The 17,698-nt window shown below is 41.8% G+C and carries 14 protein-coding genes and 1 riboswitch; all 14 genes read right to left on the bottom strand.

Annotation, left to right across the window (positions count from 1 at the left end; translation table 11 throughout):
- Positions 1-44: 44 nt before the first annotated feature.
- On the bottom strand, positions 45-1,787 hold the full coding sequence (locus tag A4245_RS02155; protein WP_199860638.1) for an adenine deaminase C-terminal domain-containing protein: 1,743 nt from the start codon (positions 1,785-1,787) through the stop codon (positions 45-47).
- A gap of 274 nt (positions 1,788-2,061) precedes the next feature.
- On the bottom strand, positions 2,062-3,309 hold the full coding sequence (purD, locus tag A4245_RS02150) for a phosphoribosylamine--glycine ligase (RefSeq protein WP_067725234.1): 1,248 nt from the start codon (positions 3,307-3,309) through the stop codon (positions 2,062-2,064).
- Positions 3,310-3,370: 61 nt separating this feature from the next.
- A complete protein-coding gene (gene purH / locus A4245_RS02145; protein ID WP_067725232.1) occupies positions 3,371-4,903 on the bottom strand; it encodes a bifunctional phosphoribosylaminoimidazolecarboxamide formyltransferase/IMP cyclohydrolase in 1,533 nt (510 codons plus the stop codon).
- A 10-nt stretch (positions 4,904-4,913) separates the two neighbouring features.
- Entirely contained in the window at positions 4,914-5,480 is a 567-nt protein-coding gene (gene purN / locus A4245_RS02140) for a phosphoribosylglycinamide formyltransferase (protein WP_067725230.1), read from the bottom strand.
- On the bottom strand, positions 5,477-6,496 hold the full coding sequence (gene purM, locus A4245_RS02135; RefSeq protein ID WP_067725228.1) for a phosphoribosylformylglycinamidine cyclo-ligase: 1,020 nt from the start codon (positions 6,494-6,496) through the stop codon (positions 5,477-5,479). Before purM ends, purN begins: the two co-directional genes overlap by 4 nt.
- A 539-nt stretch (positions 6,497-7,035) precedes the next feature.
- Positions 7,036-8,445, bottom strand: coding sequence for an amidophosphoribosyltransferase (gene purF / locus A4245_RS02130; RefSeq protein ID WP_067725226.1), 1,410 nt, complete (start codon positions 8,443-8,445; stop codon positions 7,036-7,038).
- On the bottom strand, positions 8,421-10,649 hold the full coding sequence (gene purL / locus A4245_RS02125; RefSeq protein WP_067725224.1) for a phosphoribosylformylglycinamidine synthase subunit PurL: 2,229 nt from the start codon (positions 10,647-10,649) through the stop codon (positions 8,421-8,423). Before purL ends, purF begins: the two co-directional genes overlap by 25 nt.
- Positions 10,633-11,313 carry a phosphoribosylformylglycinamidine synthase subunit PurQ gene (gene purQ / locus A4245_RS02120; RefSeq protein ID WP_067725222.1) on the bottom strand — a complete coding sequence of 227 codons (681 nt, stop codon included), beginning with the start codon at positions 11,311-11,313 and terminating at the stop codon, positions 10,633-10,635. The genes purL and purQ overlap by 17 nt, the downstream gene beginning before the upstream one ends.
- A complete protein-coding gene (gene purS / locus A4245_RS02115; RefSeq protein ID WP_067725220.1) occupies positions 11,310-11,561 on the bottom strand; it encodes a phosphoribosylformylglycinamidine synthase subunit PurS in 252 nt (83 codons plus the stop codon). The genes purQ and purS overlap by 4 nt, the downstream gene beginning before the upstream one ends.
- Complete coding sequence (purC, locus tag A4245_RS02110) at positions 11,558-12,271, bottom strand: phosphoribosylaminoimidazolesuccinocarboxamide synthase (protein ID WP_067725218.1); 714 nt, start codon at positions 12,269-12,271, stop codon at positions 11,558-11,560. The genes purS and purC overlap by 4 nt, the downstream gene beginning before the upstream one ends.
- A gap of 14 nt (positions 12,272-12,285) precedes the next feature.
- A complete protein-coding gene (gene purB / locus A4245_RS02105; RefSeq protein WP_067725216.1) occupies positions 12,286-13,578 on the bottom strand; it encodes an adenylosuccinate lyase in 1,293 nt (430 codons plus the stop codon).
- Positions 13,575-14,705 (bottom strand): 5-(carboxyamino)imidazole ribonucleotide synthase, encoded by a 1,131-nt coding sequence (gene purK, locus A4245_RS02100; RefSeq protein WP_067725214.1) that lies wholly within the window; start codon positions 14,703-14,705, stop codon positions 13,575-13,577. Before purK ends, purB begins: the two co-directional genes overlap by 4 nt.
- Positions 14,692-15,183, bottom strand: a complete 492-nt coding sequence (gene purE, locus A4245_RS02095) for a 5-(carboxyamino)imidazole ribonucleotide mutase (RefSeq protein WP_067725212.1) — start codon at positions 15,181-15,183, stop codon at positions 14,692-14,694. Before purE ends, purK begins: the two co-directional genes overlap by 14 nt.
- A gap of 286 nt (positions 15,184-15,469) precedes the next feature.
- Positions 15,470-15,571: riboswitch (purine riboswitch) on the bottom strand.
- A gap of 170 nt (positions 15,572-15,741) precedes the next feature.
- Positions 15,742-17,250: a class I adenylate-forming enzyme family protein gene (locus tag A4245_RS02090; RefSeq protein ID WP_067725210.1), complete on the bottom strand. Its 1,509-nt coding sequence runs from the start codon at positions 17,248-17,250 to the stop codon at positions 15,742-15,744.
- Positions 17,251-17,698: the final 448 nt, after the last annotated feature.

The raw sequence follows: 17,698 nt of genomic DNA, 5'->3' as shown, positions 1-17,698 counted from the left end.
AAACATTAAACTGCCTTTTATAGTTTGACCTATTCCATTATATGCTACCTCATTGTCGCTGGGAAGAGAATTTCTCTATTTTTTACATCCATTAACCCTTGTGGCGTGACACGTAAAAACGGCAAATGTATTGTTGACAGAAACAGCAAGCTGTGTAAAGGATCATCGAACGCATAACCAAATTCATTTAGGCATTTTTTTAGCTTTCTCTCTTTGTCTATCATGTTTTCCATTCTATCATCTGACATTGTCCCACCAAGATTAAGAGGGATTTCCACCAGAATCTCTCCTTCATGAGCAAGCACAATTCCTCCACCGATCTCCTTCAATCGCTTTGAGCTAAGTAACATATCTCTTTTATTTTTGCCAATATATATATAATCACCGGAAGCAGAAAATGTGCTGGCCAACGCCCCCAACCCTGGAGCAAATCCACGGATAGCTGTATTTACTCTCCATTTCCCATTACTATCCATAAGAAGCAAAAATTGATCTCCCTTTGTACCTGTCAAATCTTCCACTGCGATATCCGTATCGACCGTATATGGCTTTACAATAACATTATTGACCATCTCCATACCTACAGGGGCAGAGAACTGCAGGTCACCTTCATCAAGTTCCCAGTCGACATTTACTGGCCCCATACCAAGCTGTTTCCAGTCGATTGTTGCCTGACAATCCTTTGCCTCGGAATCCTTCACAATCCATTGCCCCTTTGCCAGTACACTCACCGGATGTGGGTTGGATTTATCTTTTAAAAAGTTTATATGAGCGATTCTACCCGGAGCAATGCTGCCAATCTGTTCATCGAGATGAAAATGCCTTGCAGCATTATAACTCGCCATGCGGTATGCATCCTCCAGTGGTATTCCTTTTTCGATTGCAATTTCCAGACAGACATTCATAATGCCTTTTTCCATAAACTCTGGTGGTGAACCATCCATTGTCATCGTCAGATTATCAAATGTTTCCAAACCAGCTTCCAAAATTTCCTCAATAAGCTTCGGTAAATCCGCTCTGATGGAAGAATACCGCAAGCCTACACTATATCCCATCTGCAGCCGGTTTAAAACCTCTTCCCCTGTCATCGATTCATGGTCGGCGCTCACACCAAGCAGTTTCATTTTTGTCAATGTCTTTTCCGATGCTCCCGGAAGATGTCCTTCCACCGGTTTTCCGAGCCTTTTTGCCTCCTGAATCCAATACAGCAATCGGTCATTTCCATCAAGCAGACTTGGCCAGTCAGTCAGTTCTCCCCCCTGCACGACATTCGGGTGTGAAAGCCAGGAAAGGACATCATTCGTATTGAAATATTCTTCCTCATCATGCAATGCTGTCTGCGAATCAAATCTCGCCCACCAGTACATCGAAACTGGAAGTCTGCTAAACTCGCTCAAAATAGAAAACGCTTTCTTTTTGTCCAACAAAAAAACCCATGTTAAATTATCATTTATTAATGCAGTTGTACCATACTTTGCAGCATTCAGAGCAATTTCCTCCGGATTTGACAGTAAAAACGGATGTGAATGGGGTTCAATATAACCAGGCACTAAATACTTTCCAGCACAATCTGCCACTTCCACGTTTTCCATATTCTGCGGCAATTTATCACCAACATATACGATCCGTTCGTTAAAAATCCATATATTCGCTTTCAGCCATTTCTTTGTATATACATTCAAGTAAGTCGTATTGGTCAGTACAAGTGTTGGTGCTTCCAGACCATCAATTACTTTAACATGTTGTCTAAGTTCTCGATTTCTCCAATTCAATCCATTCTCTATCATAAGCCAACTCTCCAATAAGTCATTTTCTTTATTCTATCATAAGTTACGCTTCCATTTGGTAAAGTTTTTGTCAAATTAATTAAATTTTTTAAATAAAGTGCATGCTGGTTAGAGGCGAAGAAACTGTTGCATGTTCTGATTAAAATGTATTGGCGCAAACTATTCCTATTTTCCCGTGACTACATAAGTCTACCCGCAATTCACCCTACTTACACTTTTCTGCCCAAAAATATAGAACCATCCCCTAAGAAGAGAAGATGGTTCCATGTATGATTTACTGCTTGCCAATATCTTTTCTATAGAAAAATTCCTCGGTAATCGTCGCACTTTCAAGAATTTCATAAACACGATCTGCAGCAGTTTCTAAGTCAGCCGCTTTGGCACCTGCAAGCAATACTCGCCCACCATCAGAAACAATGGTGGCACCTGCCTGTTTTGTTCCTGCATGAACGATAAATGTATTCTCACCTTGATTAAATTCGGGAATCGGAATCTCTTTTTCGTAGGATTCCGGATATCCAGTGGAAGCCAGTACCACTCCGGCACAAGTCTGATCTTCCCACCTAAGTTCTGGATTTTTACCATCCAGTACATCTGCAAAAACCTGGAAAAGGTCATTTTTCAATAATGGCAAGACAACCTGTGTTTCCGGGTCACCAAACCGTGTATTAAACTCAATAACTTTTGGCCCTCTGGAAGTCATGATTAATCCAGCATAGAGGATTCCGGTAAAGGCACGATCTTCCTGCATCATTCCATCAGCAGTCTTTTGCAAAATATACTCCATGGAGAAATCCAGATGTTCACGCGTTACATCCGGAACTGGGGCAAAGGCACCCATCCCGCCTGTATTCGGCCCCTGATCATTGTCAAATGCACGTTTATGATCTCTTGCGGTCACCATCGGATATACCTGATTTTCATGTACAAAAGCCATCAGAGAGAATTCTTTTCCTTCCAGAAATTCTTCAATGACTACGGTTGCCCCTGCACCTGCGAAAGCTTTCGAAACGAGCATATCATCCACAGCCTGCAGTGCTTCTTCTTTTGTCAACGCGACGATAACACCTTTTCCTGCAGCAAGACCATCTGCCTTTATAACAATTGGTGCACCTTTTTCTTCAATATATGCCTTCGCTTCCTGTGGATCGGTAAATACCGCATAATCCGCAGTCGGTACATCATATTTCTTCATAAACTCTTTTGCAAAGCTTTTGCTTCCCTCAAGAAGAGCCGCTTCCTTCGTTGGTGCAAATACACGCAAACCAGCTTCCTTAAAGCGATTGGCAATGCCCGCATTCAGTGGATTCTCAGGGCCCACTACCGTTAAATCAATTGCATTTTCTTTGGCAAATTCAACTAACCCGTCGATATCCATTTCGTCAATGTTTACGCAAACCGCCTGCTCCTGAATCCCGCCATTCCCTGGGGCAGCATAAAGTTTGCTGACCTGGTCACTTTCGGCAAGTTTCATCACAATACTATGTTCACGTCCACCCTGTCCGACTACTAACACATTCATGGAAAAGCCTCCTTTTCAAAGCATCAGGAAGTACCAGTTTGGTAACTTCCTGATGTAGATTTTAATGTTTAAAGTGACGCATCCCTGTGTATACCATTGTAATTCCATGTTCATCACATACATCGATGGAATCCTGATCGCGCTTGGAGCCGCCTGGTTGAATGATAGCGGTAATGCCAGCTTCTACAGCTGCCTCCACTGTATCCGGCATCGGGAAAAATGCATCTGAAGCCAATACAGCGCCCTTCGCCTTCTCCCCTGCCTGTTCGATTGCAATTTTGGCAGAACCGATTCGATTCATTTGTCCAGCACCGACACCAATTGTCTGGTTATCTTTCGCAAGTAAAATTGCGTTTGATTTTACATGTTTAACAGCTTTCCAGGCAAATAACAGATTTTCAATTTCTTCTTCTGTCGGCTGACGTTTGGTGGCAACGTTCAAATCTTCTGCAGTAACGGTTCCATTGTCACTGTTTTGAATTAATACTCCCCCATTGACAGTAGTCAGCTTCTTCGTTGCTGTCTCACTAGTTTTCAATTCCAGTTCAAGCAGTCGAATATTTTTCTTTCTTGTCAAAATTTCGAGTGCATCCTCCTGGAATCCTGGTGCGATAACAATTTCAAGGAAGATCTCACTTAATTTCTCTGCGGTGGCAGTATCAATTTCCCTGTTGCATGCTACGATTCCTCCGAAAATGGAAATTGGGTCGGCATCATATGCACGCTGGAAAGCACCGGATAGTGTTTCAGAAACACCGATACCACAAGGATTCATATGTTTAACAGCTACTGCCGCCGGGTCATCATATTCCGCTAAAATTTCCAATGCTGCATTTGCATCCTGAATATTGTTATAAGAAAGTTCCTTGCCATGCAATTGTTTCGCAGTAGCAAGACTCATACTTTTATTGATTGGATTTTTATAGAATGCTGCCTGCTGATGCGGGTTTTCACCATAACGCAGGTCTTGTACCTTTTCATATGTAACGGTATACGTTTCAGGGAATTCTTCCTTCGTTTCTCCCATGAAATACTGGGCAATCATCGCATCATAATTGGCAGTATGACGGAACACTTTCGCTGCAAGCTCTTGTAATAGATCGAATTCCAATTTGCCTGCCTGCACTGCCTGAAGTACTCTTTCATAATCAGATGGATCTGTAACAACAGCTACATCTTCAAAGTTCTTTGCAGCAGAACGAAGCATTGTCGGACCGCCGATATCAATATTTTCAATAATTTCTTCTTTAGATACGCCCTCTTTTTCCAATGTCTGCTTGAAAGGGTACAGATTAACAACAACCATATCGATTGGTGCGATATTGTTTGCTTCCATTTGCTTCATATGGTCCGGATTGGAACGTTTTCCAAGCAATCCACCATGGATTAATGGGTGCAATGTTTTCACACGACCATCCATAATTTCCGGGAAACCTGTAATTTCATCTACTGCTTTCGCTTCGATACCGGCATTCACCAATGCACGTAATGTACCACCAGTTGAAATAACCTCATATCCTGCTTCAACAAGGCCTTTGGCAAATTTCTCAATATTCGTTTTATCAGAAACACTGATCAGTGCTCTTTTACTCATTGCAAATCCCTCACTTTGATTGTAGAAGTTGATTGATTACACGTGGATACAGCTCATGTTCCACTTTTTGTATTCGTTCCTTTAAAGATGCCTCTGTATCTTCCTTCAATATGTCAACTGGCTCCTGGGCAATAATGGGTCCTGTATCAATTCCCTCATCAATGAAGTGAACCGTCACTCCGGTTGCGTCAGCATTGGCTTTAAAGGCCTGTCCAACAGCATCCATACCCGGAAAATCAGGAAGAAGGGATGGATGGATATTTACGATTTTCCCTTCATAAGCTTCCAGTAATGTTGAACCTGCAATCCGCATATAGCCAGCAAGGAAAATCCATGTAATCCCTGACTCTTGAAGCTTTTGTACGATCAGTTTTTCATACTCCGATTTGGAAGCGAACTGTTTCGGCTCAAATACGAATGATGGCACACCATACTTTTTTGCTTTTTCCAGCACGCTTGCATTGGGTTTATCGCAGACTAGCAGTACAATGTCACAGGCGAGATCATCCGTTTCCATTATCGCCTGAAAATTGCTCCCTGTCCCCGAAGCAAACACTGCTGCTTTCACTTTACTCATAATGTAAAATGCACTCCTTCGTCTGCAACAACTTTGCCGATTACTGCTGCATCCTCACCATTTTCCTGCAGGATTTCAAGTGTCTGATTGACATCTTTTTCCGAAACAACAAGCGCCATTCCAATTCCCATATTGAATACACCATACATATCCTTTTCAGGAATATTTCCTTTTTCCTGGAGGAAGCTAAAAATCTCGGGAACCTTCCAGCTTTCCTTCGCCAACTCCACACCTAAACCTTTTGGCATCATTCTTGGGAAGTTTTCATAAAATCCGCCGCCGGTGATATGGGAAATACCTTTTACATTCGTTTCTTTTAAAACTGCAGCCACTGGCTTCGCATAAATTTTTGTAGGTGTCATTACCGTATTGCCAAGCGTATCTGATAGACCTTCGTAGCTTTCTTTCAAGTCCATATCTTCAATAATCTTGCGGACGAGAGAATAACCATTTGAATGAATGCCACTGGAGCTTAGACCAATTACACTGTCTCCAGCTTCAATCGTTTCTCCGGTCACAAGCTTTGATTTTTCGGCAATTCCTACAACAAAACCAGCCAGGTCATATTCATCTTCCTTGTACATTCCTGGCATTTCAGCTGTTTCTCCCCCGATGAGCGCTGCTCCTGCTGCAACACATCCGTCAGAGATTCCAGCTACAATCTGCTCAATCATTTGTGGCTCGTTTTTCCCGCATGCAATGTAATCAAGGAAAAATAAAGGCTGTGCTCCTTGGGCAACGATGTCATTGGCACACATTGCCACAAGATCAATCCCAACTGAATCGTGTTTATTCGATTCAAAGGCAAGTTTTAATTTTGTTCCTACTCCATCTGTTCCTGAAACCATGACTGGTTCTTTATAGTTAAATCCGGAAAGGTCAAATAATCCGGCAAACGATCCGATTCCACCAAGTACTTCTGGTCGAGTGGTTTTGGCTATGTGCTTTTTCATTCGTTCCACAGCTTCATAGCCTTTTTCCACGTCTACTCCAGCATTTTTATATACGTCTGACATGCTTGACACATCCTCTATGATTGATTATTAATTAGCAGGCTTTTTTCCAAGGCTGTTTTCTTGAAGATGGGATTGCGATACGCCCCACCGAAAAGATTGTTGTTTTTGTTCAAAAATGATAGACTGCGACGCGGAATAGGCAACTTCGGCTACCATTTACTATCCTTGCAGTAGCTAATGATGAAGCATTTTTTATCGTTTTTTAAAAATGCTGGATGCGCTGAAAGTAAATCAAATGTATTGATCGTTCTTGCGCAGAATTCTTTTTTAAAAACTCCATACCAGCAGCCCGTATACACGAAGCTCCTGCGGGAAGAGAGGCATCGGTGAGCCCCCGCAGTGCGAAAGCACGAGGAGGGCTTACCAGCCGCCCGCGGAAAGCGAAGTGTATACGGGCTGCGGTTGCCGAAGTAACTTATTTTCATTATCAGGTTAGATATCTAACATAGTTATTATGTCGCACTTTATATCAACTGCTGCAATTACAAAGCAACAATCATCACAAAATGTGCATTCAATAGGTAGAAAACAACTGCTGATTAACATCTGGTATAGTTGATTTCCGCTTCTCCTTCTTCCATCACAGGATATTCTCCTGTCATGCATGCCATGCATACACCCTGATTAATTGTTTTATCTTTTACAATTGCTTCTTCAAGACCTTTTGCCGATAAATAGGCAACACTGTCAGCTCCAATGATTTCGCAAATTTCTTCCACCGTGTTATTGGCAGCGATCAATTCTTTTCTTGTGGACATATCGATGCCGTAGTAACATGGGTTCTGAATAGATGGGGAGGCAATACGTACATGAACCTCTTTTGCACCTGCATCCTTTAACATCTGCACAATGCGTCGACTTGTCGTTCCTCTTACAATCGAATCATCAATCATGACAATGCGCTTGCCTTCCACAATTCCGCGAACTGGTGAAAGCTTCATCTTAACACCTAATTCTCGAAGTTCCTGGGAAGGTTGGATGAATGTCCTTCCAACATAACGGTTCTTAATAATACCCATCTCATATGGCAAGCCACTCTCTTCAGCATATCCGATCGCAGCCGAAATACTCGAATCCGGTACACCGACTACCATATCCGCATCTGCAGGAGCTTCCTTCGCCAGTTCGACCCCCATTCGTTTACGGGAAGCATGAACATTAACATGGTTCAAATCACTATCCGGTCTGGACAAGTACACATATTCCATTGCACACATTTTCCTGCCATAACGTGGAGCGAATCTCGTTGATTTTATGCCTTCATCGCTGATTGTCACAAGTTCGCCAGGTAAGACTTCTCTTTCAAATGTTGCCCCAATCTGGTCAAATGCACATGTTTCGGATGCAACTACATAAGCATCACCAAGTTTCCCGATAGATAACGGTCGAATACCAGCTGGATCAAGTGCTGCATACATTTTATCTTCTTTAAGAATCAGGTAGGCATAGGCACCAACAACCTGATTCAATGCATTTGAAATGGTTTCTTCATTTGTTTTATTGCCGTTCCGCTTAATCAAATGGGCAAGCACTTCTGTGTCCGAAGAGGTTTGAAGGATACTTCCTTCATTCTCCAGCTCCCCCCGCAGTTTATGTGCATTCATGAGGTTACCATTATGAGCGAGTGCCATACCACCTGTTTGGGAACGGAATAATAAAGGTTGAATATTTTCTAATCCTCTGCCACCCTGTGTAGGATAGCGCACATGTCCGACAGCCACTCGCCCGCTCAAATCATCAAACTTGGCATGTTTAAAAACATCGTTGACAAGCCCCATGCCTTTATGTGCTTTTAATTCTTTCCCATCACTGACTACAATTCCGGCACCTTCCTGTCCGCGATGCTGCATGGAATGTAAACCGTAGTAAGTCAATTCTGCTGCTTTCTCATGTCCCCATATTCCAAACACACCACATTCTTCATTTATGCCTTTGATTTCAGCAAGCATGGGATAGCTCCCCTCCATAAGTTCTCAAGTTGTTTTACATCGTCATGAATAACTGCTGTGCCATTAACCGATACTTCCAACGTTCCATCATTTGTTACGACACCAATTTGCTTGGCATCTGCAATTTTATTTTCAAAAGAAGCTTTATTTTCTTCTTTTACAGTAACAAGGAATCTTGATTGGGTTTCACTGAAAAGTTCAACAGTCGCTTCACCGGTAAGTTTTACATTTGCACCCAATCCACTGTCTGTAAACACACTCTCTGCCAATGCTACTGCAAGCCCGCCTTCTGCAAGGTCATGTGCGGATTCAACCAAACCGGACTGGATTGCATCCAATAATTGCTTCTGTCTTGCTGCTTCTATATTCAAATCAATTTTTGGTGCCTTGCCTTCATATTTTCCATGGACCACATTCTGCAGCTCACTTCCGCCAAATTCAGCTTCCGCCTCACCAATCACATAAACCGCATCTCCAGAAGTCTGGAAATGGCTTGGTGTAATATGTTCCAATGATTCATGAAGCCCAACCATACCAACTACAGGAGTTGGGAAAATTGATTTTCCTTTTGATTGATTGTATAAAGATACATTTCCACTGATAACCGGGGTACCTAACGCTTCACATGCCTCACTCATGCCTTCCACACTTTTCTCCATTTGCCAGAATACTTCCGGGTTAGTCGGATTGCCGAAGTTCAACCCATCTGTCAAACCTAGTGGTCGAGCACCAGAACACACGATATTGCGGGCTGCTTCTGCAACAGAAATTTTCCCGCCAGTTTCCGGATCCAAATAAATGTAACGTGAATTACAATCGGTCGTTATTGCAAGGGCTTTGTCTTTTCCTTTAATCCGGACTACAGCAGAGTCAGAACCAGGTGTTACAACCGTGTTCGTCTGTACCATCGAATCATATTGATCATAAACCCATTCTTTACTTGCGATTGTTGGTTGTTGGAGTAATGTTCTCAACATCTCTTTGTGGTTCCCTACTTGCGGGATGCTGTTTTCCATTTGCTGGAATTCTTTAAAATATGCCGCTTCCTGTGAAGGCATATGGAATACTGGTGCATCATCTGCAAGAGAGTCCACTGGAATATCAGCAACTACTTCCCCATGATGCTTGATTCGGAATACTTTTTCCTCGATTACTTCACCGACAGGGACAGCTTTCAACCCATATTTTTCAAATATATCAATAATCTCCTGTTCACGCCCACGCTTAACACAGAGCAGCATACGCTCTTGTGATTCGGAAAGCATCATTTCATATGCTGTCATGTTTTGCTCGCGCTGTGGAACAAGATCCAGATTCATTTCCATTCCTGTTCCAGCTTTACTTGCCATTTCACTGGCAGATGAAGTCAACCCGGCAGCTCCCATGTCCTGCATCCCAACCAATGCGTCGGAATGAATCACCTCAAGACAGGCCTCGATCAGGAGTTTTTCCATAAATGGATCGCCAACCTGAACTGCCGGACGATCTTTCGCAGCATCCTCACCTAAATCATCTGAAGCAAAGGTTGCACCATGAATTCCGTCACGTCCTGTTGGAGGACCTGCATAAAGAATCGTATTTCCAATTCCTGCTGCAATTCCTTTTTGGATTTCATCATGGTTGATCAATCCGACACACATTGCATTAACGAGTGGATTGTCTTCATAGCTGTCATCAAATTGAACTTCCCCGCCAACTGTCGGAACACCGACACAGTTTCCGTATCCGGCAATGCCACCGACAACTTCAGAAAACAGATATTTCGTACGATCCGTATTTAAATTACCGAAACGAAGGGAATTCATTGAAGCGATTGGACGAGCTCCCATAGAAAATACGTCACGAATAATCCCGCCAACACCTGTTGCTGCACCTTGGTAAGGTTCTACTGCAGAAGGGTGATTATGGCTTTCCACTTTAAATACAACTGCCTGGTTATCGCCAATATCAATGATTCCTGCACCTTCACCAGGTCCTTGGAGTACATGGGGGGCTTTTGTCGGGAATTTTCTTAAAAGCGGTTTTGATGTTTTATAGCTGCAATGTTCCGACCACATGACGGAAAAAATCCCTGTCTCTGTGAAATTCGGAAGTCTTTTCATAATATCCTTAATCATGTCAAACTCCTGATCACTCAGGCCCATTTCACGATATAATTTATCCTGTTCTATTTGCTCTGGACTGATATCATGCGTTTTTAGCATAGGTGTCCCTCCAATTCTGAACCATTGACTGGAATAATCTTAAGCCATCGTCACTGCCAAGCAATTTTTCAACTGCTCGTTCTGGGTGCGGCATCATACCGAGTACATTACCTTCTTTATTAATTATTCCTGCAATATTTTCTACTGATCCGTTCGGGTTATTTTTATACGTAAATACAATCTGATTGTTCGCTTTCAAATCGGCAAGTGTCTCCTCATCACAGAAATAATTTCCCTCGCCGTGTGCGATTGGAAAACGTACAACTTCACCCTTATCATAACCGGAAGTAAAAGGAGTTATTTCATTTTCTACAACCAATTCTTCCTGATGGCACATGAAGGATAGTTTTTCATTACGCATTAAAGCTCCAGGTAGTAATCCCGCTTCTGTCAAAATTTGGAACCCATTGCAAATTCCCAGCACCGGTTTACCTTGTGCTGCATGTTCCTTGATTTGCTTCATTACGTTAGAAGTGGATGCAACTGCTCCCGAACGCAAATAGTCTCCATAGGAGAAGCCGCCTGGTATTAGAATTCCATCATACTTTTCCAAATTACTTTCATACCATACGAGATCTGCTTCAGCCTGTAATACTTCTTTTACTGCATGGTACATGTCACGATCACAATTTGATCCCGGAAAAACTACAACAGCGAATTTCACAAGCCTTCAGCCTCCTCCACATCAAAGCGGTAATCTTCTATCACCGGATTTGCAAGCAACTTGTCACACATCTCTGTCACACGTGCTTCCAAATTCGGTCCATCTTCAACCTTCAGTTCAATATATTTACCAACTCTTGCATCTTCAATTTCGTTATATCCGAGTGAGTTCAATGATTCCTGGATTGCCTTACCTTGTGGATCAAGAACACCTTGCTTTAATGTAATATAGACAGTAACCTTCCTCATGCTTTTGCCTCCAGCCGTTTTAAAATTTCTTTATACACTTCAATCAAATCTCCCGTACCTTGACGGAAAACATCTTTATCAAGCTTCTCTCCTGTTGCAGCATCCCATAATCGGCATGTATCCGGAGAAATTTCATCAGAGAGTACAATTGTTCCACAAGCTTTACGTCCAAACTCAAGCTTAAAATCGACCAATGTAATATTTATGGATTGAAAGAGATCCATTAATTGTTTATTGATCTCCAGCGCCTTTTCTTTTATTTCGTCTATTTCCGCTGGCGTTGCACTTGTTAAATATAATGCATGTTCATCATTGATCAGTGGATCGCCGAGCTCATCATTTTTATAGAAAAATTCAATAAGAGGTTTATCAAAATGGGTTTTCTCTTCAATTCCGAGACGTTTTGTAATACTGCCAGAGGCAACATTACGAACTACAACCTCCAATGGGATAATTTCCGTTTGGACAACCATTTGTTCTGTCTCATTCAATCGTTCGATAAAATGGGTTTCAATCCCTTTTTCATGCAATGCTGTGAAAATAAGTGATGATATTTCATTATTGAGTCTGCCTTTTCCGTCAAAGGAATCCTTTTTTACTCCGTTGAATGCAGTCGCATCATTTTTATATGACAATACGAGCTGACCGCTTTTTCCCTCCGCCTGATAAACTCTTTTTGCTTTACCTTCATATAATAGCTCGGCTTTCATGTGATCCACTCCTTTTATAGTCCGATTCTTTCAAAGATGACATCCACATTTTTCAAGTGGTACGTATGATCGAAGCAATCATCAATCTCATCCTGGCTCAGTTGTTCGGTAATGACCTCATCAGCTTCCACCAGCTGTTTGAAATGGGTTTCCGTTTCCCATGCCTCCATTGCTTTCGGTTGAACGAGATCATATGCAGCTTCACGGGCCATTCCCTTATCGATCAATTTGAGCAGAACACGCTGAGAGAAAATAACACCATGGGTTCTGTCAATATTTCGTTTCATATTTTCAGGGAAGACAGTAAGATTTTTAACGATATTGCTGAAGCGATTCAGCATATAATTTAGTGCGATCGTTGCATCAGGTAAGATGACACGTTCGGCTGAAGAATGGGAAATATCACGTTCATGCCAAAGCGATACGTTCTCATAGGATGTCAGCATATAGCCACGGATCACTCGTGCCATACCAGTCATATTTTCCGAACCGATCGGATTACGTTTATGCGGCATGGCCGATGAACCTTTTTGTCCTTTAGCAAAACGTTCCTCCACTTCACGAGTTTCTGTTTTTTGCAAACCACGAATTTCAGTTGCAAATTTTTCAACGGACGTAGCAATTAATGCCAATGTAGAAAAGTAGGCTGCATGACGATCGCGCTGCAATGTCTGTGTGGATACAGGTGCAGGTGAAGTGCCAAGCTTCTCGCATACGTATTGCTCGATAAATGGATCGATATTCGCGTACGTTCCGACAGCTCCGGACATTTTGCCAAATTCGATATTTTTCGCAGCAGCTTCGAAGCGTTCCAGGTTACGTTTCATCTCTTCGTACCAGAGTGCCATTTTCAACCCAAAAGTGGTTGGTTCGGCATGAACACCATGTGTACGTCCCATCATTACGGTATGTTTATGCTCGATAGCTTTGTCTTTTAAAATTTCGATAAAGTTGTGCAAATCTTTACGGATAATTTCATTTGCTTGTTTAATTAAATAGGATAATGCTGTATCCACCACATCTGTAGAAGTTAATCCATAGTGAACCCATTTCCGCTCTTCTCCAAGCGTTTCGGATACTGCACGTGTAAAGGCAACTACATCATGACGTGTTTCTTCTTCGATTTCATAAATGCGATCAATGTCAAAAGATGCATTCTCTCTGATTTTCTTGACATCTTCTTTAGGTATGACTCCTAACTCGCTCCATGCTTCACATGCTAAAATCTCAACTTCAAGCCATGCTTTGAATTTGTTTTCTTCGGTCCAGATGTTGCCCATTTCTTCTCTTGTATAACGTCCGATCATCGTGTTGCCTCCTTGAAGTTCTCTATCTGTTTTTCCAATGCTTCTTCATTTTCTGCAATAAATGTTATATGACCCATTTTGCGTTTCTCTTTAGGCTCTGATTTTCCATACAGGTGAATAAAACCATCTCCGGTTTGAGACATTGCTTTCAATGTACCATTGAGGTCCTCACCAAGAACATTGATCATCACCGCCCGCATCAGAAGTTTTATATCTGTCAAAGGAAGTCCGCAAATCGCACGGATATGCTGTGCAAACTGCGAAATATTACATGCCTCTATCGTATAATGGCCGGAATTGTGAGGCCTTGGAGCCATCTCGTTCAAAAAGATTTCCTCTCCTTTAACGAACATCTCAATGGCAAACGTTCCAACAATATTCATCTTGTCTGCGAGTGATTGTGCCGCTTCGTATGCCTTTTTCTCAATGGCAGCATTTATTTTTGCCGGAACCGTTGTTTTGTATAAAATGTGGTCGCGATGTTCATTCTCAGCAATTGGGAAAAAGGTAATCTTTCCGTCAGCAGACCTAGTAAAAACAACAGATATTTCTCTATCAAACGTTATCCATTGCTCGATAATGCAATGTCCGTTCTTATCTGCAAATTCTCGAGCAAGTTCCATATCATCGCTTGAATTTATCTTCAATTGACCTTTCCCATCATACCCTCCACGACAGGTTTTAATAACAGCCGGTAAGGTAAATTCTTTTATGGATTCACTAAATTCTTCAGCATTTGTCACGATGGCAAACTGAGGAATCGGGAGGTTAGTATCTTTCATTAACCGTTTTTCTTTTTCACGGTTTTGTGTAATTTCAAGTGCATATGCACCTTGTGGAAGCTTTCCTTTTTCTTCAATATACGCTGCAGCGTTGAGGTCAACATTTTCAAATTCATATGTGACAACATCACTGATTTCGGTTAGTTCCTTGATCGCTTCCATATCATCGTAGGCAGCTGTGATGTGAATATCTGCTACCTGCGCTGTCGGGCAGTCAGGTGTCGGATCAAGGACCGCAATCTTATATCCCATATAGCGGGCTGCAATAGCCATCATCCTGCCAAGTTGTCCTCCGCCAATAATTCCGATTGTTTGTGGTGGAAGAAGGGTGTTATTTTTCTTCAAGTTCATCCCTCATTTCAGCAACATTTGCTTTCATTTTTTTACGATAATTTTCAAGAGCTTCCTCTATTGATTCATCAAAAGCACCTATGATTTGAGCTGCCAGAATTCCTGCATTTGTTGCTCCGGCTTTGCCGATCGCAACGGTGGCAGTTGGTACTCCTCCAGGCATCTGGACGATTGACAATAAGGAATCCATCCCATTTAACGCCTTGCTTTGTATAGGAACTCCAATGACAGGAAGAGTAGTCTGTGATGCGACCATTCCTGGCAAATGTGCCGCTCCACCCGCTCCTGCGACAATCACTTTTAATCCGCGATCACGAGCTGATTTTGCATAAGCAAACATCTCATCAGGTGTACGATGTGCCGAAATAACATCTTTTTCATAAGGAATGTTCAATTCATCAAGTACTTTACACGTATGCTCCATCGTCTCCCAATCGGAGATGCTTCCCATAATAACGCCAACCTGTGCCATTATATCCCTCTTTTCTTTCTGATTATGTCATAAATCACATTCAAACGTCTCTGATTGGGCGCTTTCGCTTTTGCTGGCAAGTAAAAAGTATAAGACTTTCATACTTGCATAAGGGCAGCTGAGGATTTGCCAAGCTTTATAAAGTCAGCTGCATCACCCGGGCATAAGCGAGCGTCCCTTCGCTTTTTCATTAAAAAAGTCTATTCGTCTTCCTCATAACGAGAGAAGATGAATAGACTTAACATACTTCGAAAAACATATTCAAACAGATCATTGCCCGTACGCGCAACGACTCATCCTCCCTCATAGTCCATGCATTTACGGTGCTGGGTAGAAACTTCTGAGCCATATTCTCAGGAAATATATGAGGTACCGTATTTATTTGTCGGATTAAGCATAACAAATAGCAGGTGAAAAATCAACAAAATAACGAACGATTTTTTAATATATTAAATTAATGTTCGGGTTTTGATGAAAACGATTCACTTTTTAAGGGATATATAGGTACAAGACTATCCATCGGTACGATTCAGTATCATAAGCAAAGCACAGTTTCCATTAGGATACTGTGCTGTCATTAGTATATCTGATATTTTCTTTTAGGGCTGCCTTATTTATTTTACCGACATGTGTTTTAGGCAGCTCATCCAAGAAGTAAAACTTCTTAGGAACCTTATAACGGGCTATTTTCTGATCACAATACATTTCAAGTGCCTTTGGTGTAATGTCACGCTTGGTAACGACAAATGCCACGACCACCTCTCCCCATTTATCATCAGGCAGACCTACAACTGCCGCTTCACCAACAGCCTCATGGGACTCAAGCCAATGTTCGACTTCAAGCGGATATACATTTTCCCCTCCAGTTATAATCATATCTTTTTTTCTGCCGACAATATAGAAAAATCCATCTTTATCCCTTCTAGCCAGGTCACCAGTATGGATCCACCCTCCTTTGATCGTTTCTTTTGTATCCTCCGGTTTATTCCAATAATACTCGAATGCGTGATTTCCTCGTATTAATAACTCGCCAACTTCATCTGGTTCAGTCATCAAACCGTCTTCCCCGATAATTTTTATATCATTGAAAATCATTGGCTTTCCTACAGAGCCAAGCTTACGCAAGGTATCTTCCGTATCAATATAAAAATTATTCGGACCTGCTTCCGTCAGACCATACCCTTCCTTAAAAGCCAATCCTTTTTCAGAAAATGCATGATATATTTTAAGCGGACAAGGCGCTCCACCCGATACGAACACCTTCATATCCGGAAAACTTGACCGCTTAAATATATCTGTCTGAATGATCATGTGATACATTGTCGGCACAAATAATACAACCGTACATTTGTATGTGATAAGATCCTCGACCGCTCTCTCCGGGTCGAATTCAGAGCTAATCACTACCCTTCCACCAACAAGCAATAACGGCAAGGAGTACACGTTTAGTCCTCCTGTATGAAACATCGGCAGGCATGTCAATGTCGTATCATTTTGAGTCAGGTCCCAGCTGATTGTCGTATTCAATGCATTCCATAAAATGGATCGATGGGATAAGACAACACCTTTTGGCCGGCCTGTTGTACCTCCTGTATAGATCATCGCTAAAGGGTCTTCCTCTTTCAATTGTGGTTTGATTGTGAATTGCTTCTCTGTTATTAATTCATTTAAATAATCATTATGCTCGATGAGTATCAGCTCGGGATTCCCATCCATCGATTTTATTTTGTCTGCGAACAATGGATCGATCCCAATTATCTTGGGATCACAGTCCTTTATCACGTACTCTAGCTCAGCTTCAGCCAATCTCCAGTTGAGTGGGATAAAAATAGCTCCGATCTTCATTACAGCAAAGAAGAAATCAAAATAGCTGATATGGTTTGGAGCGAGTATCGCCACCCGGTCCCCTTTACGGATTCCTTTTGAGTGGAAATAATTGGCAACTTCAGCAACACGTCGATGAAGCGCTGCATATGTCCAGGAATCATTTGTATGTGAATCGATAATTGCTATTTCATTTGGTGTCAGGCTAACCCGACTTTCAAACCAATTAATGTCAGACTTCATGCTCCCGATTCCTCCCCCGTCAATTCAAAAAACTTTGACATACTTATTGTTTGAATCAATTATAGAAATCAATAGTTACAGCACAGTTACATTTTAATTTGGGGACCAATTAATTGTAAGATAAACACTTCAGAGGCTATTGCATTGTCGATTTCCTTTAATACTACTGACTTCCAGGTTCATTTCTCAGTGGTTTCAGGCCTAAAGTGACGTTCATCGGCTTGATGAAGTTCTTTTCTCTGTGATTTCAGGGCTAAAGTAATCTTCATAAGCTTGATGAAGTTCTTTTCTCTGTGATTTCAGGGCTAAAATGACGTTCATAAGCTTGATGAAGTTCTTTTCTCAGTGATTTCAGCCCTAAAGTGAACTTCATCGGCTTGATGAAGTTCATTTCTCTTTGATTTCAGCCCTAAAATGACGTTCATAAGCTTGATGAAGTTCATTTCTC

The sequence above is a fragment of the Oceanobacillus damuensis genome, assembly GCF_001618145.1.
Classification (GTDB): domain Bacteria; phylum Bacillota; class Bacilli; order Bacillales; family Amphibacillaceae; genus Oceanobacillus; species Oceanobacillus damuensis.
Note: the sequence above shows the minus strand (reverse complement) of the source record. Positions and strands in the feature narration are given on the sequence as shown.

Bases quoted from the DNA above. Each gene is read 5' to 3' on its own strand.
- purN (WP_067725230.1), bottom strand. From the start codon at position 5,480: ATGAGTAAAGTGAAAGCAGCAGTGTTTGCTTCGGGGACAGGGAGCAAT.
- purF (WP_067725226.1), bottom strand. From the start codon at position 8,445: ATGCTTGCTGAAATCAAAGGCATAAATGAAGAATGTGGTGTGTTTGGA.
- purE (WP_067725212.1), bottom strand. From the start codon at position 15,183: ATGGCACAGGTTGGCGTTATTATGGGAAGCATCTCCGATTGGGAGACG.
- purM (WP_067725228.1), bottom strand. From the start codon at position 6,496: ATGTCAGACGTATATAAAAATGCTGGAGTAGACGTGGAAAAAGGCTAT.
- purS (WP_067725220.1), bottom strand. From the start codon at position 11,561: ATGAGGAAGGTTACTGTCTATATTACATTAAAGCAAGGTGTTCTTGAT.
- A4245_RS02090 (WP_067725210.1), bottom strand. From the start codon at position 17,250: ATGAAGTCTGACATTAATTGGTTTGAAAGTCGGGTTAGCCTGACACCA.
- purH (WP_067725232.1), bottom strand. From the start codon at position 4,903: ATGAGTAAAAGAGCACTGATCAGTGTTTCTGATAAAACGAATATTGAG.
- purC (WP_067725218.1), bottom strand. From the start codon at position 12,271: ATGAAAGCCGAGCTATTATATGAAGGTAAAGCAAAAAGAGTTTATCAG.
- purB (WP_067725216.1), bottom strand. From the start codon at position 13,578: ATGATCGGACGTTATACAAGAGAAGAAATGGGCAACATCTGGACCGAA.
- purL (WP_067725224.1), bottom strand. From the start codon at position 10,649: ATGCTAAAAACGCATGATATCAGTCCAGAGCAAATAGAACAGGATAAA.
- purD (WP_067725234.1), bottom strand. From the start codon at position 3,309: ATGAATGTGTTAGTAGTCGGACAGGGTGGACGTGAACATAGTATTGTG.
- A4245_RS02155 (WP_199860638.1), bottom strand. From the start codon at position 1,787: ATGATAGAGAATGGATTGAATTGGAGAAATCGAGAACTTAGACAACAT.